The 23,906-nt window shown below is 66.8% G+C and carries 17 protein-coding genes; 8 read left to right on the forward strand and 9 right to left on the reverse strand.

Features of this window, described 5'->3' with window-relative positions; translation table 11 throughout:
- Positions 1 to 94 precede the first annotated feature (94 nt).
- The 7 genes from A5686_RS08330 to A5686_RS08360 are packed head-to-tail and all read right to left on the reverse strand — an operon-like array spanning position 95 to position 9,504.
- Positions 95 to 1,522: an aldehyde dehydrogenase family protein gene (locus A5686_RS08330; protein ID WP_067932956.1), complete on the reverse strand. Its 1,428-nt coding sequence runs from the start codon at positions 1,520 to 1,522 to the stop codon at positions 95 to 97.
- Between the two features lie 15 nt (positions 1,523 to 1,537).
- Complete coding sequence (locus A5686_RS08335) at positions 1,538 to 3,250, reverse strand: thiamine pyrophosphate-binding protein (RefSeq protein ID WP_067933049.1); 1,713 nt, start codon at positions 3,248 to 3,250, stop codon at positions 1,538 to 1,540.
- A 43-nt stretch (positions 3,251 to 3,293) separates the two neighbouring features.
- Complete coding sequence (locus A5686_RS08340) at positions 3,294 to 4,436, reverse strand: CaiB/BaiF CoA-transferase family protein (RefSeq protein WP_067932958.1); 1,143 nt, start codon at positions 4,434 to 4,436, stop codon at positions 3,294 to 3,296.
- A 13-nt stretch (positions 4,437 to 4,449) separates the two neighbouring features.
- Positions 4,450 to 5,400, reverse strand: a complete 951-nt coding sequence (locus tag A5686_RS08345; RefSeq protein ID WP_067932960.1) for an SDR family NAD(P)-dependent oxidoreductase — start codon at positions 5,398 to 5,400, stop codon at positions 4,450 to 4,452.
- On the reverse strand, positions 5,397 to 7,244 hold the full coding sequence (locus A5686_RS08350) for an NAD(P)/FAD-dependent oxidoreductase (RefSeq protein WP_067932961.1): 1,848 nt from the start codon (positions 7,242 to 7,244) through the stop codon (positions 5,397 to 5,399). Before A5686_RS08350 ends, A5686_RS08345 begins: the two co-directional genes overlap by 4 nt.
- A complete protein-coding gene (locus A5686_RS08355; protein WP_067932963.1) occupies positions 7,241 to 8,641 on the reverse strand; it encodes an SRPBCC family protein in 1,401 nt (466 codons plus the stop codon). Before A5686_RS08355 ends, A5686_RS08350 begins: the two co-directional genes overlap by 4 nt.
- The gene (locus A5686_RS08360; protein ID WP_067932965.1) at positions 8,638 to 9,504 is read right to left on the reverse strand and encodes an SDR family NAD(P)-dependent oxidoreductase; all 867 of its coding nucleotides are present in this window, start codon (positions 9,502 to 9,504) and stop codon (positions 8,638 to 8,640) included. Before A5686_RS08360 ends, A5686_RS08355 begins: the two co-directional genes overlap by 4 nt.
- A 219-nt stretch (positions 9,505 to 9,723) precedes the next feature.
- Here A5686_RS08360 and A5686_RS08365 point away from each other — a divergent pair, with 219 nt between their 5' ends.
- From A5686_RS08365 to A5686_RS08385, 5 genes are read left to right on the forward strand one after another with little or no spacing between them, the layout of a single operon-like run.
- Positions 9,724 to 11,346: an SMP-30/gluconolactonase/LRE family protein gene (locus A5686_RS08365; protein ID WP_067932966.1), complete on the forward strand. Its 1,623-nt coding sequence runs from the start codon at positions 9,724 to 9,726 to the stop codon at positions 11,344 to 11,346.
- Complete coding sequence (locus tag A5686_RS08370) at positions 11,346 to 12,095, forward strand: GntR family transcriptional regulator (RefSeq protein ID WP_067933050.1); 750 nt, start codon at positions 11,346 to 11,348, stop codon at positions 12,093 to 12,095. The genes A5686_RS08365 and A5686_RS08370 overlap by 1 nt, the downstream gene beginning before the upstream one ends.
- Position 12,096: 1 nt before the next feature.
- Positions 12,097 to 13,701, forward strand: a complete 1,605-nt coding sequence (locus A5686_RS08375) for an AMP-binding protein (RefSeq protein WP_067933054.1) — start codon at positions 12,097 to 12,099, stop codon at positions 13,699 to 13,701.
- A 35-nt stretch (positions 13,702 to 13,736) separates the two neighbouring features.
- The gene (locus tag A5686_RS08380; RefSeq protein ID WP_082947534.1) at positions 13,737 to 14,519 is read left to right on the forward strand and encodes an SDR family NAD(P)-dependent oxidoreductase; all 783 of its coding nucleotides are present in this window, start codon (positions 13,737 to 13,739) and stop codon (positions 14,517 to 14,519) included.
- Complete coding sequence (locus tag A5686_RS08385) at positions 14,516 to 15,988, forward strand: AMP-binding protein (protein WP_197520516.1); 1,473 nt, start codon at positions 14,516 to 14,518, stop codon at positions 15,986 to 15,988. Before A5686_RS08380 ends, A5686_RS08385 begins: the two co-directional genes overlap by 4 nt.
- 15 nt (positions 15,989 to 16,003) lie before the next feature.
- Here the strand turns inward: A5686_RS08385 and A5686_RS08390 are convergent, their stop codons facing one another.
- Both A5686_RS08390 and A5686_RS08395 read right to left on the reverse strand, forming a co-directional pair.
- Positions 16,004 to 17,161, reverse strand: a complete 1,158-nt coding sequence (locus A5686_RS08390; protein ID WP_067932968.1) for an NDMA-dependent alcohol dehydrogenase — start codon at positions 17,159 to 17,161, stop codon at positions 16,004 to 16,006.
- Entirely contained in the window at positions 17,158 to 17,628 is a 471-nt protein-coding gene (locus tag A5686_RS08395; protein ID WP_067932969.1) for an SRPBCC family protein, read from the reverse strand. Before A5686_RS08395 ends, A5686_RS08390 begins: the two co-directional genes overlap by 4 nt.
- A gap of 292 nt (positions 17,629 to 17,920) precedes the next feature.
- On the opposite strand from A5686_RS08395, the gene A5686_RS08400 reads away from it, so the two are divergent.
- From A5686_RS08400 to A5686_RS08410, 3 genes are all read left to right on the forward strand, one after another.
- Positions 17,921 to 18,292, forward strand: coding sequence for a nuclear transport factor 2 family protein (locus A5686_RS08400; protein WP_067932970.1), 372 nt, complete (start codon positions 17,921 to 17,923; stop codon positions 18,290 to 18,292).
- A gap of 43 nt (positions 18,293 to 18,335) precedes the next feature.
- Complete coding sequence (locus A5686_RS08405; protein ID WP_067932971.1) at positions 18,336 to 18,557, forward strand: hypothetical protein; 222 nt, start codon at positions 18,336 to 18,338, stop codon at positions 18,555 to 18,557.
- Between the two features lie 460 nt (positions 18,558 to 19,017).
- Positions 19,018 to 23,850, forward strand: a complete 4,833-nt coding sequence (locus A5686_RS08410; RefSeq protein ID WP_067932972.1) for a cation-translocating P-type ATPase — start codon at positions 19,018 to 19,020, stop codon at positions 23,848 to 23,850.
- Positions 23,851 to 23,906 lie beyond the last annotated feature (56 nt).

A 23,906-nucleotide genomic window follows, 5' to 3' on the forward strand; every position in this document is an offset into this window, starting at 1 on the left:
TCAGCAAGCCAGCCTAGAGGCGGGCGCACAGAATCAGGTGGAGGACACGCGAGGTGTTTTCCGCCGTGCAGCGTGGGGATTTCGGCCTGACGCGTCAGGTCTTGTCGGGCGCGTAACCCAGGGTGCTTTTGACCTCCAGATACTCGTGGAAGCCGAACTCGCTCCATTCTCGACCATTGCCGCTGCGCTTGTAGCCGCCGAATGGGGCGTTCAGGTCGAACGCGTGATTGATGGTCACCCATCCCGCGCGGATCTTGCGGGCGATCTCGCGTGCCGTGTCGAGGTCGGCCCCCGAAACATAACCGGCGAGGCCGTATTGCGTGTCATTGGCGATCTCGACGGCATGGTCGAGATCGTCATAGCCGAGGATGCACAGCACCGGCCCGAAGATCTCCTCGCGGGCGATCGTCATGTCGTTGGTGACATGCGCGAAGACGGTGGGCTTGACGTAGTAGCCCTTCTCCAGCCCCGCCGGCCGGCCCGGGCCTCCCGCGACCACGGTCGCGCCCTCGTCGATGCCTTGCTGGATCAGGCGCTGAACTTTTTCGAATTGTGCCCTCGACGCGACCGGACCGATGGCCTTCGCTTCGCCGCTGCCCACGGGAACCTGTTCGGCGACCTCACGCGCGATGGTGATGGCCTCGTCCATCCGGGAATTCGGGACCAGCATGCGCGAGGGGGCATTACAGCTCTGCCCGGAATTGGGCATCATGTTGGCCACGCCGGCGCTGACGGCTTGGGTGAAGCCGCCGTCATCGAGGACGATGTTGGGGCTCTTGCCGCCGAGCTCCTGGGTCACTCGTTTCACGGTCGCGGCGGCGTTCGTGGCCACATCGACGCCGGCGCGGGTGGATCCGGTGAACGACACCATGTCGATGTCGGGATGGCTCGCCAAGGCCACACCGACCCCCGCGCCGTCGCCGTTGATCAGGTTGAACACCCCGGCCGGCACGCCCGCGGCATCCAGGATCTCGGCGAAGATGTAGGGCGAATACGGGGCTACCTCAGAGGGTTTCAGGACGACGGTGCAGCCGGTCGCCAGCGCCGGGTAGACCTTGACCGCGACCTGGTTGATCGGCCAGTTCCAGGGGGTGATCAAACCGCAGACGCCGATCGGCTCCTTGGTGATCAGGGTCGCCCCTTTTTGTTCGGAGAATTCGAAGTTTTTCAGCGCGTCGATGGCCGTGGTCAGGTGACCGATGCCGAGGAAGACCTGCGGCCCGGCGGCGAGCGAGGGCGGCGCGCCGATCTCTTCGGTGACCGCCTCGGCGAGGTCGTCCGCCCGCTTCTGGTATTCGGCGAGGATGGCCTGCAAGAGGTCCAGACGCTGTTCGCGGGTGCTCTGCGACCAACCGGCGAAGGCTCGCCGGGCGGCGTTGACCGCCACGTCGACGTCGGCCGCCGACCCCAGCGAGATCTTCCCGGAAACCTGTTCTGTCGCCGGGTTCTCGATGTCGAAGGCATTGGGGCGCACCGGGTCGACCCACTGGCCGTCGATGTAGAACTTCAGGTATTCGCGCATGACATCGTCCTTTTCTTACTGGGTGCCTTCGGCGTACCACGTCCGGAATCGGTCGTACTTGGGCATCTCCTCGGAGTTGGCCTTCGGATCGATGCACACGTGCACTACACCGACTTTGCCACTGGCGTAGGCGCGAGCGATCGCCGGGCCCATCTCCTCTTCCTTCTCGACGTACTCACCGTGGCAGCCGAAGCCCTCGGCAACCTTGTCCATCCGGACGTCCTTGCTCCAGTGCACACCTGGCTGCGGTGACGGCTGGGAGAAGGTGCGCTTGTACACGCCCACCTCAAGACCCCACTGGTGGTCGACGCCCACCACGCACACCAGCGGAAGGTTTTGCCGCGCAGCGGTTTCCAACTCGGCGATGTGGAAGAGGAACGCCGAATCGCTGGTCAACAGCATCACCGGGCGCTTGCCCCCCTCGGCGACGGAGGCTCCGACCGCGTACGGCAGGCCGGTGCCCAGGTGGCCGAAGTTCTGGTTCCACATCACGTCGCGCGGCTTGGACTGCGAGTAGGTCCACTGGAAGATCACGGTGGCGCCGCCATCGCGCACGAGAATCCCGTCCTCGAGTTCGTTGAACGCCTTGGTGGCCTCGACGACGTAGCGGGCCGGATGAATCGGCGAATGCCCGGACGGTGCCGATTCCGCCATATCCGCAAGCTCTTTCGTATCCTTTTCGATCAGGACCTGCAGCGCGGGTGCGGGTTTGCGTGGGGAATCCTTGAGCGCGTCGACCAGCTGCGGCACCACGCCGCGCAGATCGCCGACCAGCGCCACGTCGACCGGGCGGTTGACGCCGATGGCGGTTGGGTCCTGCTCGACGAGCACCCACTTGCGGTTCGCGTTGTTGGCGGCCCAATGCTGGGTCCGGCCGTAGTGCATCGGCTCGCCGAGCTCGGTTCCCAGTGCGACGCACAGGTCGGATTCCTCGACGGCCTCGTTGGCGGCCGGGGAGAACAAGTAGGGGAACGTCCGGTCCTGCAGTCCCGGAATGAACGAGGTGCCGCCGGAGGTCTGGATCACCGGGCAGGCCATCAGCTCCGCCAGCTCCTTGACCTGTTGCTGGGTGCGGGAGGTGTGCACGCCGTGGCCGACCAGCAGAACCGGGCTCTTCGCTTCGCGGATCAGCTCGACGGCCTCGGCCACCTCGCGGGTGCCTGCGCCCTGCTTGACCAGCCGGTAGGCCGACGGTGGCGGCGCGGCGTCGACGTCGAGCTCCTCCAGGATCACGTGCGACGGGAATTCGACGTAGGACGGGCCCGGGGTTCCGGACATCGCCCTGCGGATGGCCTCGTGGATGATCTCATCCGTCTGGTCGGCGTACTCGATGGACGAGCTGTATTTCACCGACGCGGCGAAAAGCGGCTCCTGCTGGATGAATTGGATACGCCCGCGGCGTACCCGGCGCTCGGTGACGCGAGCCCGCTGCCCGCCGAGGAAAATCACCGGCGAGTTCTCGACAAGCGCGCACTGGATCGCTCCGGCAATGTTGGCCATGCCCGGGCCGAGCGTGCCGACGCACAGGCCGGGGTTGCCCGTCATCCGCGACGCCGCCTCGGCCATGAATCCCGCGCTCAATTCGTGATGCGGTGCGACCACGGACCACCCGCGCGCGTCCGCCTCGGCGAACATGTGCACGAAGTTCGGGTCAGGAATGCCGAACAGGGTGTTGACACCCTCGGCCTCGAACAGGTCGAGGATGCGTTTGTAGACGGGCACGGCCATCGTGGGGAACTCCTTCACTGGCAATCTGTCTCGTTGGCAACCGTTATCCAGGGTTGGCGTCGACCGCCAGCCCCAGCTCGTCGAGGATCTCTGCGGTATGGGCACCGAGCTCGGGCGCCGGCCCGGCAACGCGGCCGGGTGTCTGGGAGAACCAGGTGGGCACCCCCGGGAAGCGCACCGGGCCATGCGGACTGTCCACCGTCTCGAACATGCCGACGGCGTTGAGATGCGGATCGTCGAACAGAGCGCCGGGCGTGTTCAGCGGCGCGGCCGGAATCTCGAGTTCGTGCAGCAACTCCAACCACTGGGCGGTGGAACGCTCTTTCATGGTTTTGGCCAGCAGTCCGTAGACGGTGTCGATCTCGCGGGCGCGCTGTTCCAACGTCGAATACACCTCGCTGGCCCACGGTGGTTGCACGGCTTTCATGAAGGCGTCCCAGTGCTTGTCGTTGTAGATCAGCGCTGCGATGTAACCGTCGCTGGTGCGATACGGGCGGCGGTTCGGCGCCACGGTTCGTGGATACACCGCGGGGCCGAGGGGAGGGTCGAACAGCGCGCCGTTGGCGTGTTCGACGAGCATGAACGAGGCCATCGTCTCGAACATGGCGACCTCGACTTCTTGTCCCTGTCCGGTGCGTTCGCGATGGAACAACGCCATCGTCGTCGCATACAGTGCGGTCAGTCCGGCGATCTTGTCAGCCATGATGGTGCCGACGTAATCGGCCTCGCCGGTCAATTGCTGTTGGACCGCGGGCAGCCCGCATTCGGCCTGGATGGTGTCGTCATAGGCGGGGCGGTCGCGGTCGGGCCCGCGACGCCCGTATCCATAGCAATTCGTGTAGATGACGGGGGGATTGATCGCGGCGACATCATCGTAGCCGAAGCCGAGTTTGGTAATTGCTTTGGCGCGCATCGAGTGGATGAACACGTCGGCGGTCTCGGCGAGAGCGCGTAATGCGCGGGCTCCGGCGTCGGTTTGCAGGTCCAGCACGATGCTGCGCTTGCCGCGGTTGACGTTGACGAACACCCCGCTCATGCCCGGGGCCGGGCCCACCGAGATGTAGCGGGTGTTATCACCTTGTGGTGGTTCGACTTTGATCACGTCGGCGCCCATGTCGGCCATGATCTGTGTGCAATACGGCCCCATCACCATCGCGGTGAGGTCGATAACCCGCATACCGGCCATCGGGCCCCTCGGGCTAGCCATTGGGCGCTCCCTGGTCCGCGAAGCGGTGCGCCAGCTCGAAGCTGTAGCGGATGTGCTGATTGTGTCCGTCGGGGACAACCGGAAAGATCAGTGGCGCCTCGACGTGTCGGATCGCATCCAGATGGCTCCCGACTTCCTCGATCGTCCATGACGATCGGCACACGCCGGGGCTCTCCGCGATCACCGCCCGCGCCACGCGACCCGCCAACGCGATGAACAGTTCACCGGTCACCGAGCACGACTCGTGCGAAAGCCAGCCCACCACGGGTGCAACGAGTTCGGCGCCCATCGGGGGATAGGACGACGTGTCGATGCCTTCGGCCATACGCGTCACCGCGGCCGGCACGATCACGTTGCACCGCACGCCCTCCGCGGCGCCTTCGAGCGCGGCGACGTTCGACAGCCCGATCACGCCGGCCTTGGCCGCCGCGTAGTTTGCCACGTTGTGGTTGCCGTACAGGCCGCCGATCGACGACGTCAGCACGATGCGACCGTAGCCCGCCTCGCACATGACCGGAAATGCCGGCCGCACAACGTTGAACGCGCCGCGTAAGTGCACGTCCAACACGGCCTCGAAATCCTCGTAGCTCATCTCCTTGAGCGACCCGCGACGGACGTTGCCGGCGTTGTGAATCAGAATGTCAATGCCGCCGTAGCGCTCCTGCGCCGCCGCGATGATGGACTCGCCGCCTGTGCGGGTCGCAACTGACACGCTGCATGCCACGGCCTCGCCCCCGGCCGCCGCGATCTCCGCGACCACCCGTTCGGCCGGACCGGCGTCCACCCCGTCGCCGTCGAGGCCGCCGCCGGCATCGTTGACGACCACCTTCGCCCCACGCGAGGCGAGTAGCTTCGCGTAGGCGCGACCCAGTCCGCGGCCTGCGCCGGTCACCACGGCTACACGGCCATCGAATCGCAGTTGCGCTGAAAGGGTTTTGCTCAAGTGCCGAGCACCAACCCGTCCAGGTCGCCCTTGTCGCGCCACACCCGCAGCAGGTCCTCGAAGGCGTAGAAGCCGGGTCCATACGGCTCGCCCAGGTGTGACCGGATTCCTTCTCCACCGCCACCGCCTTCGTTGTTGTAATAGCCGGGCGTGCACTGGGCGTCGAACGCCGAGTTGTCGATCGCGGTGTCCCGGATCGTCGCGCACCACTGTTCTTGCGCTGCTCGGCTGGGCTCCACCGTGGTCGCCCCCCGCTTCAGCGCTTCGGCGATGATGTAGGCGATGTGCTCGCCCTGCAGCTCGTAGTTGGCGGCGATGTTGGCGGAGATGCCGACTTGGGTGAAGCCGGTATAGAACTGGTTCGGGAATCCACGGCTGGTCATCCCGTGCAGCGTCTTGTAACCGTCGCTCCAGTGGTCGAACAATGACAGGCCGTCGCGCCCCTCGATCGTCTCGATCGAGTACCGGCGGCTGATCTCAGTGGTGATTTCGAAGCCGCTGGCATAGATGATGCAGTCGACCTCGTACTCGATACCATTGGCGACCAATCCCTTCTCCGTCGCCCGCTCGACGCCTTTGCTCGAGGACACGTCGACCAGCGTGACATTCGGACGGTTGAAACTGGGCAGGTAATCGTCGTTGGAACAGGGCCGCTTACACAGGAAGCGGTAATAGGGTTTGAGCGCTTCGGCGGTCGCCTCATCCTCGATCAGGGTGTCGATGCGGCGGCGCAGCCGCTCCATGATCTTGTAGTCCTCTTCCTCCCGGATGGCCATGAACTCCTCGGGGGTCATCGCAGCGGGGTCGTCCAGGGCGAGCACCCGAGCCGCGGTGTTGCGACCGAGCTCGGTCCAGAAGTCGCACACCAGATCCGGTTGGCCCAGGGCCATGCCCTCGAACGTCCACGAGTGGAAGTTGCGTTGTCGCTCCCGCTGCCACCCGGGCCGCAGCGTCTTGACCCAGGCCGGATCGGTCGTGGTGTTGTTGCGCGCGTCGACGGTGGACGGCGTCCGCTGAAATACGTAGAGATGCTTGGCATCACGGGCGAGGAAGGGCACGATCTGGATGCCGGTGGCGCCGGTGCCGACGACCGCGACGCGCTTGTCGGCCAGCTTGTGCAGGTTGCCGCTGACGTCCCCGCCGGTGTAGTCGTAATCCCATCGCGACGAATGAAAGCTGTGTCCGCCAAACGCTTTGATGTCAGGGATGCCGGGCAGTTTCGGCCGGTGGAACGGGCCCGACGCCAGCACCACGAACCGGGCGCGGATGTCGTCGTCGCGGTTGGTGCTGATCCGCCACCGCTTGATCTCCGCGTCCCAACGCAGATCGTGTACCTGGGTGGACAAGATCGCCGAATCATATAGGCCGAAGTGCTTGCCGATGTTGCGGCAATGCTGATAGATCTCGGTGCCGTCGGCGAACTTCTTCGAAGGCATGAAATCCAGCTCTTCGAGAAGAGGGATATAACAGTAGGATTCGTTGTCGCATTGGATTCCCGGATACCGGTTCCAGTACCACACGCCGCCGAAGTCGCCGCCGAGCTCGATGATCCGGACGTCGTCGACGCCGGCCTTCTTCAGGTGGGCGGCCGACAGCAGCCCCCCGAAGCCACCGCCGAGCACCGCGACGTCGATGTCCTCGGCAATCGGCTCGCGCGGCGTCGCGGGGGTGTAGGGATCGACTTCGTAGTAACCGGCGAAGTCGTCCTCCAATTCTATGTACTGCTTGGATCCTTCCTTGCGCAGCCGCTTTCCTCGCTCGTGAGCGTATTTCTCGCGCAGCGCGGCGATGTCGATGTCATCGGGCGTCTGTGTGGGCCCGCAACCGTCCTGGTACATCGTCATGCCCGTGAATGCTCCTCACCTGAAAGTTTCCGCGGTTCACCGGCGCCCATATACTTCGACAGTTGGTAGTGCAGATTGACGGTGCTGCGCTCGCGATACGGATTGGGCTTGGTGCCGGGGAAGCCCAAAGACTTCATACCCTGCTGCACGGCGGCCATGTTGGAGAAGTCCTGCGGCAGCACCGAGCGCCACCTGGGGTCGCCGACCGGTGTGTACTCCCAGTGTGTCTGCGGCTCCTGGCCTTTCGGATACAGCTCGAAGACGGATACCTCGAAGATGCACCTGTCCGGGTTATAGCTGGGATGCGGGCGCGCGCCGTAGCACAGCGCGCTGGTCAGACCCTGGCCGATCTGGAAGTTCGGGAAGATCTGCCATGCGGTGCCGGCCTGCCCGAGGATGTCGGCGGGGATCGTCGGCCAGATCACCCCGCGGGCTTCGTCGTCGCGGCGCGCAGACGCCAGCCAGTGCTCGAGAACCTTGTCGGCCGGTGTCCCCTCGGGCAATTCGTGAACCAGTCGCTTGGCGGCGTTCACCAGCGTCTGGGTGGTGGTGGCGTTGGTTTCCTCCATCGTGTACACCTGCATCTCCGCAGTCGAGACACGAGGATCGGCGCCGGTGCCAAGGCGGATCTTGGACTTGGTCGCTTCCATCTCCTCGGGCGCGTCGTAGCCGATATGACTGTGCTTGCCTTGGGCTTTCGCCCATCCCTTGAACTCGCCGAACTTGTTGAACTCCGGATGGGTGGTGTAGACATGGTAGGTCTCGTTGAACGCCTCCAGCGCGACCTTCCAGTTGCAGTCGAAATCCAGCCACCTGCGCCATTTGTAGCGCATGTTCTCCAGCCCGAATGGGTCCAGAATCTTCGCGGCGGGGAACAGGTAGTCGCCCAGCGGCTCACAGTCGGGGTCCATGTTGATCCACAACCAACCGCCCCAGGTGTCGACTCGAACGGGTCGAAGGTGGGTGTTGTCGGGCGTGAGGGCGTCCCGCCAGTCCTGTTGTTCGCGGATATGGGTGCACGTGCCGTCCAGGCCGTAGGTCCAGCCGTGGAAGCCGCAAACAAACGACTTTCGGGTTCGCGCACAGGCGTTCTTGGCGCCCGCGGGGGTGTCGATCAGGCGGCGGCCGCGGTGCATGCAGACATTGTGGTGTGCGTGGAATTCCCGCTCGCCGGTGCGCACGACGATGATCGAGTCGTCGAGAATGTCGTAGGTCAGGTAACTGCCGACCTCGGGCAGCTCCTCGACGCGGCCGATCTGCTGCCAGACCTTGCGCCATAGCTTGTCGCGCTCGGCGCGGGCATATTCCTCCGAGATGTATGCCTCGACCCCGATCGTCATCGGCTGCGAGAGTTCCTCGCCCGCTTCGGGATTCAAGCCCTTGTCCAGGTCGGTCATCGGATCCTCCTAATCGCCGCGCGGAAGGATTCGTCTTTGAGGAACAACGACGTGTTGTCGGCGCCGAGGTGACTCCACTTGAGGTCCAGGCCGCCGTCTACGAGCAGCGTCTGGCCGGTGATATAGCTCGACATCTCCGAAAGCAAAAAGAGGATGGCGCGGGCCTGCTCCTCGGGACGCCCACGGCGGCCCATCGCGATCGCCTGCCGGTCTCGCTCGGGGTCCTCGTCGACGTAGGTGCGCGAAGCCGCCGTCTCGGTGACACCGGGCGCCACAGCGTTGACCCGAATCCCGGCCTGCGCCAACTCGAGGGCCATGGTGCGGGTCATCGCGGCGATCGCGGCCTTGGCCGTTCCGTAGGCGATGTGGAAAGGCGCGGTGTTCATGCCGCTGATCGAGGAGATCGACACGATCGACCCATGCTGTTGCCGCGCGACGAGTTCATTTGCCACGGCCTGGCTCATGAAGAACGCGGTTTCGAGGTTGTCGGCGAAGATCTTGCGCCAGTCGCCGCGCGCCACCCGGGTCGACGGCATCCACGTCGACGGCTCCGCGCCGCCGGCCACATTGACCAGACCGTACACACTGCCGTCCGTTTGGCGCGTGTGGTCGATCACCGTGGCGATACCCTCATCGGTCGAAGCGTCGGCGGCGACGGGCACCACCGCCAGCCCCTGCTGCGCCAGCGGAGCGATGTGCTCGTCGAGGTTCTCCTTGGACCGGCTCACCGCGATCACGGTGGCCCCGGCCCGGGCGGTCATGGCCGTGACGGTCGTGCCGATGCCGCCCCCGCCGGCGCCGGACACCACCACGACGCGACCGTCGAGCCCCAAAAGGTTCACGTGATCATCGTGATCGGCCATGACCTGCTTTCCCCCGCCGCCGACGCGGCAGCGTCCGCAGCGGGATCGGCTAACTTATTTGTCCGGACAAAATATTGCGTTCTGTCCATTGGAGAACACTATTCCCATCGCTGGACTGCGCTGTCAAGGTCGGCCCGGCCTGCGTCGGCGGCTATTGTCTGGACTAAGAGGAGTTGATAGCGTCCAGCGCAAACGGCTGACGGAAGGACCTCGGCGAGCATGTCCAACTCAGGGGCCATCTCAGCGCCGCCCTCGCGGTATGCGCTGCCGCAGCCCATCGACGTCGCCGAGGGCTGGGAGCTCGAACGGGTCACCGCACCCAGCCGGCTGTTCGGCGCCAACGGTCTGCGCACCGGCCCGGACGGGCGCATTTACATCGCCCAGGTGACCGGCAGTCAGATCAGCGCGCTCGATCACCGCACCGGGGAACTCGTCATCGCAAGCCCCAAGGGCGGCGACATCGTGGCGCCCGACGACGTCGCGTTCGACGACCGCGGCAATCTGTATGCGACCGAGGTGATGGACGGCCGGGTCAGCGTGCGCGACACCAACGGCCGGACGCGAGTGCTGCGCGACGACGTGCCGTCCGCCAACGGCATCACGTTTCACCAGGGCCGGTTGTTCATCGGCGAATGCCGAGACGGTGGGCGGCTGCTGGAATTCGACCTGGCGGGCGGACCGCCACGGGTGCTCTTGGAGAACGTGCCCTCGCCGAACGCGATGGAGGTCGGCCCGGACGGCCTGTTGTATTTCCCCGTGATGGGCGCAAACGAGATTTGGCGCGTCCACCCCGACGGCGGCGAGCCGCAGTGTGTCGCAACCGGTCTCGGCGTGCCCGACTCGGTGAAGTTCGACGCGCAGGGCTACATCGTCTCAACCCAGGTGGCCACCGGTCAGGTGCTGCGCATCGATCCCCGCAGCGGCGAACAACGCCTGCTCGCCCAATTGAGCCCGGGCCTGGACAACTGCACCTTGGTCGACGACCGGCTGTTTGTCTCCAACTTCACCGGCGAGATCACCGAGATATCGCCGGACGGCACAACGCGATCCGTGTTGGCCGGCGGCCTCAACTGGCCCATGGACCTGGCGGTGGGCCACGACGGGCAGCTCTACATCGCCGACGGCACGTACTTCTACGCCGCGCAGCCGGATGGATCCCTGCGCACCGTGGCAATGTTGTTCACCCCCGGCTATCCCGGGTTTCTGCGCGGCCTCACGCCAAGCGGCCCCGGCGAGTTCGTCGTCACCACGTCCGGCGGCCAGGTCGCCCGTTACCGGCCGGGGGCGAGCGAAACCGAGGTGCTGGCCGACCGTTTCGACCAGCTCTACGGTGTCGCCCTGAGCGGCGGCGGCGCGGTGTTCGCGGAGTTGGGCACCGGACGGGTGCTGTCGCTGCAATCGGGTGGCGTTCAGGTGCTGGCGAAAGAGTTGCGTGAGCCGGTCGGGGTGGCGGTCGACGCGGACGGGCTTTGTCTGGTGGCAGAGGCCGGTGCCGGCCGGGTGATCCGCGTGGGCGGGTCGAGGATCGAGACCGTGATAGCCGATCTGCAGCGCCCGCAGGGCATTGTGGTCGACGGCGGTGTGCTCTACGTCGTCGACGCCGGAGCCAAGGAGTTGATCGCGTTCGATATGACCACCGAGGCACGGCGGACGATCGCGTCCGGGCTGCCCATCGGCCCTCCGCCCGGCGTCACGCCGAAGCCACTGCGCGGCATGCCACCGTTCTCGGGCCCACAGGGGCCCTTCGCCGGCATCGCCGCAGCGACCGACGGAACGCTCTACCTCTCGGCTGACGGCGACGGCAGCGTGCTGGCGCTGCGCCCGAGCGCGGGCGGACCATGATGGTCCAGGCGATCGCGGGCGACCACCGCTACCTCCAGATCGCGCGCACCCTGCGCAAGGAGATCGTCGACGGCGTTTACCCCGTGGGTTCGCAGTTGCCCACCGAACACCAACTGTGCGAGCGTTTCGCGGTCAGCCGCTACACGATCCGCGAGGCGCTGCGCCGGCTGCGCGAGGACAACCTGGTGGCTTCCCGCCCGCGGGCCGGCACCCGGGTGGTTCCCCGGCCGGCGTCGAGTTCCTATGCGCAGGACGCGATGTCCATCGATGACCTCCTCGCGTTCGCCGCCGGGGCGCAGCTGACAATCGAATCCAACGCGATGGTGATAATCGACGACGAGCTCGCCGGCCGGACCGGCCTGGAGGTCGGCACCCAGTGGCTGTCGGTCCGCGGCTACCGGCAGGCCGACGGCGCGTCGGTTCCGCTGTGCCGGACGGAGTACTACATCAACCGGAGTTTCGCGGCGGTGGGCAGGCTGTTGCAGCGCCATGCCGGCCCGATATTTCCCTTGATCGAGGACCTTTTCGGTGTGAGCATCGCTCAGCTGCACCAGGAGATCGCTGCCGTCCTGCTCTCCGACGAGATGGCAAATGGCCTCGGCGCCGAAGCGGGCACCGCCGCGTTGCAGATGCGGCGCACCTACACGACCTCCGACGGCGAGGTGGCCCAGGTGACGATCAACACCCACCTGTCGTCGAGGTTTCGGTACGCGATGACGATGCGTCGCGTGGATGGTCAGGCCGGCTGAGATGATCGCCCGGGCCGGCACGGGGCATGCGGCGGAGGCATACCGGCGCGGGTGGTGGGTACACACGACGCTGGCTGATGCACTACGCGCGGCCTTGGAATCATCGCCTCAGCGAACGCTTTTGGTGGACAAGGACACAAGACTGGACTGCGCCGCCCTATCCAGTCAGGCCACCGCGCTGGCCAGCGCAATGCTGGCACGCATGCCGCCGGGCGGCACCGTGTCATTCATGTTGCCGAACTGGCACGAGAGCGCCGTCGTTTACCTCGCCGCCACCCTCGCCGGGATGGTGGTGAACCCGATCCTGCCGTCGCTGCGCGACCACGACCTGCGTTACATCCTCGAAGACGCCGGGACCGCGATGATTTTCGTCCCGTATCAATACGGCGGCCACGACTATGTGGCGATGCTCGAACGCGTGACGACCGCGATGAGCCGCGCGCCGGAAGTGGTGGTGCTTCGCGGTGACGCCGGGCAGCACACGGCGTACGCGACCCTCTTGCAGCAGGCGCCGGGCCCCGCGACGCTTCCGCCGCTGGATCCCGATGACGTGCGATTGATCCTCTACACCTCCGGCACCACGAGCCGGCCCAAAGGCGTCCTGCACACGCATAATTCGGTGCACGCGCTGATCCGTCAGATCCGTGACCCGTGGATGATCGCGCCGGGAGACACGTTCCTGGTGCCGTCGCCGGTCGCCCACATCGGCGGCTCGATATATGCGTTCGAGTGCCCACTGCTACTGGGCACGACCGCGGTGCTGATGGATCGCTGGGATGCAGATAAGGCGGTCGCGCTGATGCGCTCGCACCGGTGTACCCACATGGCCGGCGCCACACCGTTTCTGCAACAGCTGATGTCCGCCGCGCAGCGCGCCGGTACCCGCATGCCCGACCTGAAGATGTTCATCTGCGGTGGTGCGTCGGTGTCGCCGACGCTAATCCGCAGCGCCGCCCGGTATTTCGATCGTGCGGTGGTCACCCGGGTGTATGGCTGCACGGAGGTGCCCGTCGCGACGGTCGGCGCCCCCCGGCCGGAGGAAGCCGATCGCGCGGCGGAAACCGACGGCAGGCCAGGGATCGCCGAGATCAAACTCGTCGCGCACGAAGCCGCGTCGGACGGCGATGGGGAGATTTGCGTGCGCGGTCCGCAGATGCTCTTGGGATACCGTCATGCCGATGACGGCACCGAAGCATTCGATGCCGCAGGGTTTTTCCGCACCGGGGACCTCGGGCGCTGGATCGATGACGAGTACCTGGTCGTGACCGGCCGCGCAAAGGATGTCATCATTCGCAGCGGCGAGAACATCTCGGCCAAGGAGGTCGAGGACCTGCTCGCCGACCATCCCGGCATCGCCGAAATCGCGATCGTCGGGCTGCCCGACGAGCGCACCGGAGAACGCGCCTGTGCGGTAATCGTTTGCGCGGGTGCCGAGACCCCGGATGTTGCGAGCCTGCTCGCGTTCCTGGTGAGCAAGGGGGTCGCCAAGTTCAAGGCCCCGGAAAAAGTGGTGATCTGGGACGCCCTGCCGAAGAACGACGCGGGCAAGATACTCAAGCATCAGATCCGGGCGTCGCTGATACGTGGCGATCGCGAGCGGGGCTAAGCCGGGCGCGGCGGGTCGGCGCGCAGAGATTAAGGATGGGTGAGATGCAGGTCGCAATCGTCACGGGAGCAAGCAGCGGCATCGGCCTGGGGTGCGCCACCAAGCTCGCCGAGGCGGGTATGGCGATCGTCGGCACCGGTCGTGACGAGGGACGGTTGACCGAATTGGAAAGGGCGGTCGATGATCCGGATCGGATCGCGACACTCTCCGTGGATCTCACGGACGATGACGCGCCGCGCCGCATCGTGGACCTCGCGGTCGGCCGGTGGGGTCACATCGACTTTTTAGTCAACAACGCCGGAGTGGGCAGCCCGAAGCCGCTACACGAAACCGACGACGAAACCCTGGACTACTTCTTGGGCCTGATGCTGCGCGCACCGTTTAGGCTCGCCCGCGAGGTGCTGCCGCACATGGCGCCCGGCTCGGCGATCATCAATGTCACATCGACGTTCGCGGTCGTCGGCGGGCTGCGCGGCGGCGCCTACTCCGCCGCCAAGGGCGGGCTCACTGCGCTGACCACCCACATCGCCTGCCAGTACGGCGCATCCGGCATCCGCTGCAACGCGGTCGCGCCGGGGGTAACGGTGACGCCGATGGTCGAAAAGCGTTTGAAAGATGAGCGCTTCCGCAAGATCAACACCGAGATGACGCCGCATCAGCGGTTGGGCCGCATCGAAGACATCGCCAGCACCGTCGCCTTCCTGTGCTCGCCGGGCGGGAGTTTCATCAACGGCCAAACGATCGTGGTCGACGGCGGCTGGAGCTCGACGAAGTATCTTTCGGAGTCGGCGTTGTCGGCGCAGTGGATCGAGCGATGAACCTGTTTGCCCTCCTCGATCAGGCCGCGAGCCGCTTTCCCGATCGTGGTGCGATCTATCACGGGGATCGCCTCGTGTGCACGTGGGTGCAGTTGCGCGACCGGGCCTTACGCCTGGCCGCATCGATCCGGCAACAGGATGGTGCGGGCGCGCGGATCGCCATCGCTACCCACAACCGCCCCGAGGTCATCGAGTTGATGTTCGCGACCTGGGCCGCCGAATGCGTCGCCGTCCCGATCAATTACAAGCTGCATCCGCGCGAGATGGCGCAGATCCTCGCCGATGCGGGCGCGGCCCGAGTGTTCGCCTCATCGGCTATCCATACCGGCCTGGCACCACTCACCGGGGTACCGACGGAAGCCATTGATTCCGAAAGCTATTCGCGGCGATTCGCCACGCCGCCGACAGACCCGCCGCACACCGATCCGGCTGCGCTGGCGTGGCTGTTCTACACCAGCGGGACCACCGGCCGGTCCAAGGGTGCGATGCTGTCGCACCGCAACCTCATGGCGATGACGGTCGCGCACCTCGCCGACATCGACGCTCCGGACGAACACTGCACCCTGCTGCATGCGGCACCGATGTCGCACGGTTCCGGGCTCTATGTCCTGCCGTACGTCCTGCGCGCCGCCCGCCAGGTGGTGCCCGAGTCGGGCGCGTTCGAGCCCGACGAGTTCCTGGACCTCTGCGAACGCCACCCGGCCGTCAGCACGTTCCTGGCACCGACGATGGTGCAGCGGCTGGTGGATACCGGTCGCAGCCGTCCGGCCAATCTGCAGGCGATCATCTATGGCGGCGGGCCGATGTATGTGGAGAGCCTGCGCAAGGCGATTGCGGCGTTCGGCCCCGTCTTCGCGCAGATCTACGGGCAGGGCGAGTCACCGATGACCATCACCGGGCTGCGCCGCGCCGACCACGACTCGGCTGACGACGCGATTCTGGGTTCGGTCGGTTATGCGCGGTCCGGGATGGAGGTCGCGGTGCTGGACCCGGATGGGCGCAGCGCCCCCGTGGGCGAGATCGGCGAAATCGTCTGCCGCGGAGACGCGGTCATGTCCGGGTATTGGCACAATCCCGATGCGACGCGCACCACGCTCAAAGACGGCTGGCTCTACACCGGCGACATGGGATCGTTCGACTCCCGCGGTTTCCTCACGCTGCGGGACCGGTCGAAGGATGTCGTCATCAGCGGTGGTAGCAACATCTACCCGCGCGAGGTGGAGGAGGCTCTGCTCGAGCATCCCGGCGTCTGCGAGGCATGCGTGGTGGGGGCTCCCGACGACGAGTGGGGCGAGGTGGTGGTCGCGTTCATCGTGGGCGTGGTGGATGCCGTGTCGTTGGACGCGCATCTGTTGCGGCGCATCGCCCGCTTCAAGCGGCCCAAGCGCTACGAATTCGTCGACGAGTTACCGAAGAACAGCTACGGCAAAGTGCTCAGGCGGGAGTTGCGGGCCCGGTTTGCACAGTGAACCCGGCCGGCTTGGTCAAAGATCGGCGAACTCGATGATTCCGCGGATGTTACGGCCGTCGCGCAGATCCATGAACGCATCGTTGATCTGGTCGAGCTGGTAGTGCCGGGTGACCAACTCGTCGAGTTTTAGTGCTCCCGCCTGATACATCGACAACAGCAACGGCACGCTGGTGCGCGGATTCATGCCGCCGTAGAGCGCTCCCCTGAGATGTTTGGCGGACAGCACCATCTCCTGCAGGATGAGCGGGACGGCGGGCTCGCTGTAGGGAGTGATGCCGGTGACCACGCATGTCCCGCCTTTGCGAAGCAGCCTCATGGCCAACGGGATCAAGTCCACGTGCACAACCCCGGCGGTCACGATGACGCGGTCGGCCATGACGCCGGCGGTGATGTCGGCCACCAGCGGTATGGCCTCCTCGGCGGAGGAGGCGTTGTGCGTGGCCCCGAAGATTTTAGCCGAATCCCGTTTATATTCAACGGGATCCACTGCAACGACATAGGTGGCGCCGGCGGCGCGGGCCCCTTGCAGGGCGTTCATTCCCACACCACCGGTACCGATGACCACCACGGTGTCGCCGGGCTCGGTGCCCGCCGATACCGTCGCCGAGCCCCAGCCGGTGCTGACGCCGCACGACACGAGTGAGGCGGCGTGGAACGGGATGGCGGCGTCGATCTTGATGACGGATCTTTCGGTCAGCACGGCGTATTCGGCGAACGTGCCGAGTTGACCGTAAGCCATGAGGTTCACGTCGCCGAGATGCCGGCGACAGGTCCCATCGGGCATCTCCCTGGCGAACAAAGTGGCGCCGGCATCGCAGATGTAGCTCTGGCCGTTTACACAGAACCGGCAATTGCCGCACGCGGGAATGAACGACATCGCGACGTGGTCCCCAGGCCGCACCGCCGTCACACCCGGCCCGACTTCTTGCACGACACCGGCGCCCTCGTGACCACCGAGCATCGGGAACCAGTCAGGCTCGGGGATACCGGTTGAGGCCAGCACCTCGGGGGTCGGCAACACATCGCCAGTGACAAGGTGGTCGTCGGAGTGGCAGATGCCCGCAACGGCCATGCGTACCAGGACTTCACCGGCGCGGGGCGGATCGAGATCGACCTCGCGAATGTCCCAGTCTTTGCCGACCCCGTCCAGGACAGCGGCACGACACTTCATCGCGACCTCCCTAACTCGAAGTGACTGCGGATGCCGGCCAGCATCTTGACGTGGGCCTTGACCCCTTCGCGGATGGTCACGCCGGCCAGTAGCCGCGGGGCGGTTATCCCTATCCGCTCGGTGACTTGGGTGCCGCCGTCGACCGGATCGAAACTCACCGTGCCGCGCAGCCGCACCCCCGGCGACTGATCGGCCTCGGTCAGCACGTCACCGCGCGCGGGCACTCGCAGCCGTGCCTGATAGCTGGTTCGTAAGGTCAACGGCCCCAACGGAATCCGATCGACTACACGGTAGGTCTGCTGGTAGCCGTCTGGGGTTGCGCTGCGGGACACCGTTTCCACGGACACGATCAACGGATGCACGAGCTTGATGTTGTCCAGATTCACGTAGAAGTCCCGGACGGCGTCGGGCGGCGCGGGCACGTGCTCAGACAGCGTTCGTTCGGCGTGGACGGTCCACCAGCTCATGAGAGGAACCTAGCCCGACGACGAGGCGCGCCGCGCAGGGGCGCGAAAAGGAGTCGGGCAATCGACCCAGCCCGACGACGAGGCGCGCCGTGCAGGGGCGCGAAAAGGAGTCGGGCAATCGACCCAGCCCGACGACGAGGCGCGCCGCGCAGGGGCGCGAAAAGGAGTCGGGCAATCGACCTAGCCCGACGACGAGACGCGCCGCGCAGGGGCGCGAAAAGGAGTCGGGCAATCGATCTAGTCTGGCAACGACGCCACGCTTACCGTGGACTCACCAGCGAGTGGAGAAAATATGGGCGCCCAAGGCCAAGTGGTCGAACGCTACCTGGAATGCCTGGCTGCTCACGACTGGGACGGACTGGCCGACACCATCGCCGGGGACGGCCTTACCCGGGAGGGCCCGTTCTGCGACGTGGTCGAGGGCAAGGCACACTATGTCGCCTACCTGCGCAAGGTTTGCACCAATCTGCAGGGCCATCGGCTCAATGTGCAGCGGGTCTCGCACGTGGATTCCCGGGTGTCGTACGCCGAGCTGTCCGAGACGTTCGAGATCGATGACGTCGCGACCACCTGGCCCGAATGCATCCTTTTCGAGCAGAACAGCGACGGGTTGATCTCTCACGTCAGCGTGTTCTTCAAGCAGCGGGGGCCCGGCGCGACGTAGCGGTCTATTCCCTCAAATGCAGAATTGACCTAACGTGTCATGAATGGAGGCAGATGCAACTGCGGAGTCGGTACCGGTCGAGAAATTGCACTCGGGCGACCCGATCACCGATTGTGGTCAGCGGTACATAGTTCTCGAATCGAAAGCCCTCAGCGACTGCGTCGTGCTCGAGCTGGAATCCAGGGTGGATCACCAACTCCAGGTCATCGAAAAATCGTTCCCCGCCGGCTATCAGGTTGGCCGGGCGAACCACCGAATTTTATAGGCTAATTCTCTTAGCGGAATATGCGCGAGTAGCCGTTCGACGGCTACCGCGAATTCGTGTTTTCCCACCTTTATCAGTCCATTTCGGGAGCAGCCGAGAATTACCGAACCTGCTGCGCCACTTGGTCTTCGCGCGACGGCCGGATGTCGCTGGGATCGGTGGGGTCGGGCTCACCGAACAAGCGCTACGGCTCGTGCTCGCCGAAGTGTCCTGACCACCGGCGCTACCGGGATCGCCGGCATCACCGTCTTCCTCGACCCCGTCTTGTTCAGCACGTTTGGTTTGGCGCCGACCCGGTAACCTTGGTCGGGGGACGTATTCGCACCCTTGCCCAATAAGGGAGGCCCGACCTGCATCGTCATCGGTGTCGTCGCATGGTTTTACCTTCCCGCCCACGTGTGGACAGCCCCTCCACACGCCAGGATCATTGCGGGCGGTAGACGAAGTTGAAGGGTGGCGAGTGAAGATTCCCGGCGTTTCCGGCGTCGTCGCTGGTGTTGCTGGCGGAGCCGCTCAGGCAGTGCGGGCCGGTGTTTCCACCGCGGCAGGGGCCGCTGGCGCACTGCAGGCGCTGGTCAGTCCGGTGACCGAGCTCGCCGGCCCGGTCATTCAATCGGTCGCCCAGACGACGGGCCACGCGATCGGATTCGACAGCTCCTCCGACGGTTCCCGCGCCGCCATCGTGCCGCCGGTGCGCTGGCACAGCGGGAACCGCGTGCACCTGGACCTGGATCCGTTGCTGCCGTTCCCGCGCTGGCACGAATACGCGCCCGCCGTGGAAGAGCCGGTGCGGCGAATCCCCGGTGTGGCCAAGGCCCACGTCGAGGGCTCGCTGGGCCGCCTGGTGGTCGAACTGTCCGATGGCGCAGACGTCAGCGCCGTTCTGGACGAGGTGCGCACGGGGGTGTCTTCGATCGCCGCCGACATCACGTGGTCGAAGTCGGAGCCGCAACTGCCTTCCGCACCGTTCGCCGACCCGGGTAACCCGCTCGCGATTCTGGTGCCGCTGACCGCGGCGGCGATGGATCTCGTCGCTATAGGCGCGGCGGTCACCGGATGGGTGACCCGGCTGCCCGCTGCGCCGCAGACCACCCGCGCCGCGGCCGCGCTCATCAATCATCAGCCGCGCATGGTCTCGATCCTGGAGGGCCGATTGGGCCGGGTGGGTACGGACATCGCGCTGGCAGCGACGACGGCGGCCGCCCACGGTCTGACCCAATCGTTCGGCACCCCGATGCTCGACCTGACGCAACGCACCCTGCAGGTCTCCGAGGCATCGGCGCACCGGCGCGTGTGGCGCGACCGCGAGCCGCAGCTTGCCTCCCCTGATCGGCCGCAGGCTCCGGTGGTTCCGGTCATCTCCTCGGCCAAGTCGGAGGTGCCCCGGCACAGCTGGGCCGCGGCGGCGGCCGGCGAGGCCTCCCACGTCGTGGTCGGCGGAACGATCGACGCCGCGATGGACAAGGCCAAAGGCTCGATGGCCGGCCCGGTGGAAAGCTATGTCGATTCGGCGGCCAACGGCTCGCTGATCGCCGCGGTCAGCGCGCTGGTCGCCGGCGGTGGCATCGAGGACGCGGCCGCGGCCATCGAGGCCGGGGTGCCCCGGGCCGCTCATATGGGCCGCCAGGCGTTCGCAGCGATACTCGGCCGCGGGCTGGCCAATTCCGGGCAACTGGTTCTGGACCCGGGCGCCCTGCGCCGCCTGGACCGGGTCAAGGTTGTCGTTATCGACGGCGCCGCGCTGCGCGGCGACCATCGCGCCGTCTTGCGCGTCCGCGGAGACGCTCCCGGCTGGGACGACGACCGGGTCTACGAGGTGGCCGACGCGCTGCTGCACGGCGAAGAGGCGCCCGACCCCGACCCCGACGAACTGCCCGCGACCGGTGCGCGACTGAGATGGGCGCGGACTCAAGGGTCTTCGGCGGCGCCGGCGCAGGGCTTGGAAAGCGCCGACCTGATCGTCGACGGCGAACGCGTCGGCCGCGTCGACGTGGGCTGGGAGGTCGACCCCTACGCGATTCCGCTGTTTCAGACCGCGAACCGCACCGGCGCGCGGGTGGTGTTGCGCCACGTCGCGGGCACCGAGGACCTCACCGCCAGCGTCGGCACCACGCATCCGCCCGGCACGCCGCTGCTGAACGTCGTCCGTGAGCTGCGAGCCGATCGTGGACCGGTGCTGCTGATCACCGCACTGCACCGGGACTTCGCCTCGACGGACACCCTGGCCGCGCTTGCGATCGCCGATGTCGGTGTGGCGCTTGATGATCCGCGCGCCGCGACGGCGTGGACGGCGGACATCATCACCGGCACCGACCTGGCCGACGCGGTGCGCATTTTGTCGGCGATCCCGGTGGCCCGGTCGGCCAGCGAATCGGCGGTGCACCTGGCGCAGGGCGGCACCACGCTTGCGGGTCTGCTGCTCGTCACCGGCGAAGAAGAGAAGGCCACCAGCCCGGTGAGCTTCCGGCGCTGGCTCAACCCGGTCAATGCCGCGGCGGCCACCGCCCTGCTGGCGGGAACCTTCTCGGCCGCCCGGGTGCTCCGGTTGCCCGACCCCACCCCCCAACCGCTCACCGCCTGGCACGCACTGGATCCCGAAATCGTGTACTCGCGGCTGGCCGGTGGGGCGCGGCCGTTGGCCGTCGAAACCGAGCCGTCCTGGCGACGCCGTCTCGACGACCTGTCGTACAGCCCCGCGCTGGAGCCCCTGCGCAAGCCCTTGCACAATGTGGTCAGACTGGCGTCGGCCACCAGGACCGAACTCGCCGATCCACTGACGCCGATCCTGGCCGTCGGCGCGGCGGCGTCGGCGATCGTCGGCAGCAACATCGATGCGCTGCTGGTGGCCGGTGTGATGACGGTCAACGCGATAACCGGTGGCGCGCAACGGTTGCGGGCCGAGGCCGCCGCCGCCGAGCTGTTCGCCGAGCAGGACCAGCTGGTGCGCCGCGTCGTCGTTCCGGCCGTCGCGACCACGCGCCGCCGGCTCGAGGCCGCCCGCCACGCGACCCGAACCGCGACGGTATCCGCAAAGTCCCTGCGGCCCGGCGACGTCATCGATCTGGCCGCACCCGAAGTGGTCCCGGCCGACGCCCGCCTGCTGATCGCCGAAGACCTCGAGGTCGACGAGTCGCTGCTGACCGGTGAGTCGCTTCCGGTGGACAAGCAGGTAGATCCCGTCGCCGTCAACGACTCCGACCGCGCCAGCATGCTGTTCGAGGGCAGCACCATCGTCGCCGGGCATGCCCGCGCGATCGTCGTGGCCACCGGCGTCGGCACCGCCGCGCACCGCGCGATCTCGGCCGTCGCCGACGTCGAGACGGCGGCCGGAATCCAGGCCCGCCTGCGGGACCTGACCAGTAAGGTGCTCCCGCTCACCCTGGCCGGCGGCGCAACGGTGTCGGCGTTGGCGCTGCTGCGCCGCGCGCCACTGCGACAGGCGGTGGCCGACGGCGTCGCGATCGCGGTGGCCGCCGTCCCCGAGGGGCTGCCGCTGGTGGCCACCCTCTCCCAGCTGTCGGCCGCCCAGCGGCTGACGGCCCGTGGGGCCCTGGTCCGCGCACCGCGCACCATCGAGGCCTTGGGCCGGGTCGACACCATCTGCTTCGACAAGACCGGCACTCTCACCGAGAACCGGCTGAGGGTGGTGTGCGCCGTGCCCGACGATGTCGATCCGCACGACCCGTTCCCGAAACTGACCGATCCCGAATCGGCCGGCCTGCTGCGCGCCGCCGCGCGCGCGTCCGCTCAGCCGCAGCAAGGCCAGGGACATGCGCACGCCACCGACGAAGCGATTCTCACCGCCGCGAGTTCGCTGAACGGCCACGGTGATTCGGACTGGATGATGCTCGCCGAGGTGCCGTTTGAGTCCAGTCGCGGCTTCGCCGCCGCGATCGGCACCGAGGGCCACGACAACGGCGAGTCCGCGCCCGCGCCGGTGCTGGTGCTCAAGGGAGCTCCCGAGGTCATCTTGCCGCGCTGCAAGTTCGCCGATCCGAAAGCTGACAGAGCGCGGGCCGAGGCGGTAGTGCGGGGGCTGGCCGAGCAGGGCTTGCGGGTGCTCGCCGTGGCGCAGCGCGGTTGGAAGCACGAGACCGAAGACGATGACACCGATGCCGATGCGGTGGACGCCGCGGCGGAGCACCTCGAATTGCTCGGCTACGTCGGTTTGGCCGACACCGCGCGGGCATCGGCGCGCCCGTTGATCGAAGCGCTGGTGGACGCCGACCGTGACGTGGTGCTGATCACCGGCGACCACCCGATCACCGCGCGCGCGATCGCCCGGCAGCTGGGCCTGCCCGCGGACGCGCAGGTGGTGACCGGCGCCGAACTGGCCGGGCTCGATGAGGACGCATGCGCCCGGCTGGTCGCCGACGTGCAGGTGTTCGCCCGTGTCAGCCCGGAACAGAAGGTGGCGATCGTGGCGGCCTTGCAGCGCTGCGGGCGCGTGACCGCGATGGTCGGCGACGGCGCCAACGACGCCGCCGCCATCCGGATGGCCGACGTCGGTATCGGGGTGAGCGGTCGGGGATCGTCCGCCGCTCGCGGCGCCGCCGACATCGTTTTGACTGATGACGATCTGAGCGTGCTGATGGACGCCCTCGTCGAAGGCCGCAGCATGTGGGCCGGGGTTCGCGACGCGGTAACCATCCTGGTGGGCGGAAACGTCGGCGAGGTGTTGTTCACCATCATCGGGACCGCCTTCGGTCAGGGCCGCGCACCGGTGGGGACGCGCCAGCTGTTGCTGGTGAACCTGCTCACCGACATGTTCCCCGCGCTCGCAGTGGCGGTCACGTCGCAGTACGTCGAACCCGACGAAGCCGAGTACGACTCCGACGAGGCCGCCGATGAGGCGCGCCGGCTGCACCGCCGCGAGGTGCTCACCGGACCCACCCCTTCGCTCGACGCCCCGCTCATGCGTCAGATCGTCTCTCGTGGCGCGGTCACGGCCGCGGGTGCGACGGCCGCCTGGACCATCGGGCGGTGGACACCGGGTACCGAACGCCGCACGGCGACAATGGGTTTGACCGCACTGGTGACTACGCAGCTGGCACAGACGTTGCTGACACGCCGGCACAGCCCGCTCGTCGTGGCGACCGCGCTCGGCAGCGCGGGCGTATTGGTCGGCATCGTGCAGACCCCGGTGCTCAGCCAGTTCTTCGGGTGCACACCGTTGGGCCCGGTGGCCTGGTCCGGCGTGCTGGGTTCGACGGCGGGTGCCACCGCGATCTCGGCGCTGGCACCCAACTGGCTGGCCAAGCAGGTCGCCGCCCTCGAGCCCGGCGACGAGTGAGCCTTCGGTCCGGCGACGGTTAGCGCCGTGTAGCGGCGCGAGTAATGAGGCGGACG

The organism is Mycobacterium sp. E2479 (genome assembly GCF_001667925.1).
In the GTDB taxonomy this organism is placed as follows: Bacteria; Actinomycetota; Actinomycetes; order Mycobacteriales; family Mycobacteriaceae; genus Mycobacterium.

Excerpts from the sequence above, each read along its gene's own strand:
- A5686_RS08355 (WP_067932963.1), bottom strand. The coding sequence starts at position 8,641 with ATGACCGACCTGGACAAGGGCTTGAATCCCGAAGCGGGCGAGGAACTC.
- A5686_RS08380 (WP_082947534.1), top strand. The coding sequence starts at position 13,737 with ATGGGTGAGATGCAGGTCGCAATCGTCACGGGAGCAAGCAGCGGCATC.
- A5686_RS08395 (WP_067932969.1), bottom strand. The coding sequence starts at position 17,628 with ATGAGCTGGTGGACCGTCCACGCCGAACGAACGCTGTCTGAGCACGTG.
- A5686_RS08350 (WP_067932961.1), bottom strand. The coding sequence starts at position 7,244 with ATGACGATGTACCAGGACGGTTGCGGGCCCACACAGACGCCCGATGAC.
- A5686_RS08405 (WP_067932971.1), top strand. The coding sequence starts at position 18,336 with ATGGAGGCAGATGCAACTGCGGAGTCGGTACCGGTCGAGAAATTGCAC.
- A5686_RS08365 (WP_067932966.1), top strand. The coding sequence starts at position 9,724 with ATGTCCAACTCAGGGGCCATCTCAGCGCCGCCCTCGCGGTATGCGCTG.
- A5686_RS08335 (WP_067933049.1), bottom strand. The coding sequence starts at position 3,250 with ATGGCCGTGCCCGTCTACAAACGCATCCTCGACCTGTTCGAGGCCGAG.
- A5686_RS08370 (WP_067933050.1), top strand. The coding sequence starts at position 11,346 with ATGGTCCAGGCGATCGCGGGCGACCACCGCTACCTCCAGATCGCGCGC.
- A5686_RS08400 (WP_067932970.1), top strand. The coding sequence starts at position 17,921 with ATGGGCGCCCAAGGCCAAGTGGTCGAACGCTACCTGGAATGCCTGGCT.
- A5686_RS08330 (WP_067932956.1), bottom strand. The coding sequence starts at position 1,522 with ATGCGCGAATACCTGAAGTTCTACATCGACGGCCAGTGGGTCGACCCG.
- A5686_RS08390 (WP_067932968.1), bottom strand. The coding sequence starts at position 17,161 with ATGAAGTGTCGTGCCGCTGTCCTGGACGGGGTCGGCAAAGACTGGGAC.
- A5686_RS08360 (WP_067932965.1), bottom strand. The coding sequence starts at position 9,504 with ATGGCCGATCACGATGATCACGTGAACCTTTTGGGGCTCGACGGTCGC.
- A5686_RS08340 (WP_067932958.1), bottom strand. The coding sequence starts at position 4,436 with ATGGCCGGTATGCGGGTTATCGACCTCACCGCGATGGTGATGGGGCCG.
- A5686_RS08375 (WP_067933054.1), top strand. The coding sequence starts at position 12,097 with ATGATCGCCCGGGCCGGCACGGGGCATGCGGCGGAGGCATACCGGCGC.
- A5686_RS08385 (WP_197520516.1), top strand. The coding sequence starts at position 14,516 with ATGAACCTGTTTGCCCTCCTCGATCAGGCCGCGAGCCGCTTTCCCGAT.